This window comes from Pseudomonas sp. P5_B2 (assembly GCF_056400445.1).
This window is the reverse complement of the sequence record NZ_JBFULH010001307.1, coordinates 1-732: the sequence shown is the minus strand read 5'-3', so window position 1 is coordinate 732 and position 732 is coordinate 1. Positions and strand designations below refer to the sequence as shown.

The following is a 732-nucleotide window of genomic DNA, read 5'->3' as shown; positions in this document are numbered from 1 at the left end:
GTCATATTCGGCCCTTGCCTGCTTATAGCTGGGATCAGTCTTATTCGGTAGTCGCTGCTTGTGCACTTCAAGATCTGGCTTGGCAAGTTGCCGAGCAAGTACTTGGAGCGCCAGGGACTGGTCTGCGGTGATGTCAGGCCGATCAGCTTCAAAGTAATCTACCAAGTAGCGGAACTCCACTTCTCCCAAGCCTGGCAGCCGGCAACGGGCTCGCTGGAAGTGAAGGTGTATTGGCTCTTTGCGTCCACGCAGCTCAACAAAGTGAGTTTCAATACGCTCCTCAACAAAGTCGACAAGACCGATCTCTCCGGAGCTGACCCAGCGAATAGTACTTTGATTGAATGCATCAGGCTCGGACGACAAGATCGGCGTGCGGTTGTGGAAGTCAATCCGATCACCCGCCGCCAATTTGCTCGGACTGAGATGGCCCAGAATTTTTGTTTTCACCGCGCCATTGACCTTGGCGGCTTGTTCATGAGTGCCGCAAACCAGAATGGATTCAGCGCGTACATTGGAGATGTCCGGCACCCAGCCCCTTGAATTGACGTTTTCAAGAATCTCAAGACGCTTGCCCGACAGGCGCGGCAGCTTGTTGAAGCGGTCTTTGTCTAAGCTATCCACGAGATGCGCCTGCAGTTTGCTTAGCGCGTCATCTCCGTCGTCCAAAATCTGTTCAGTTGTGTCCAATCGGCGTAGCTGGATTCGAGGGTGGTAAGAACGGATGAGGCTGAC

1 pseudogene is annotated in these 732 nt (G+C 53.6%); it reads right to left on the bottom strand.

What is annotated here, in order from left to right:
• Positions 1-687, bottom strand: a pseudogene (locus tag AC1DRJ_RS30910) (NERD domain-containing protein); the annotation flags it as partial.
• Positions 688-732 lie beyond the last annotated feature (45 nt).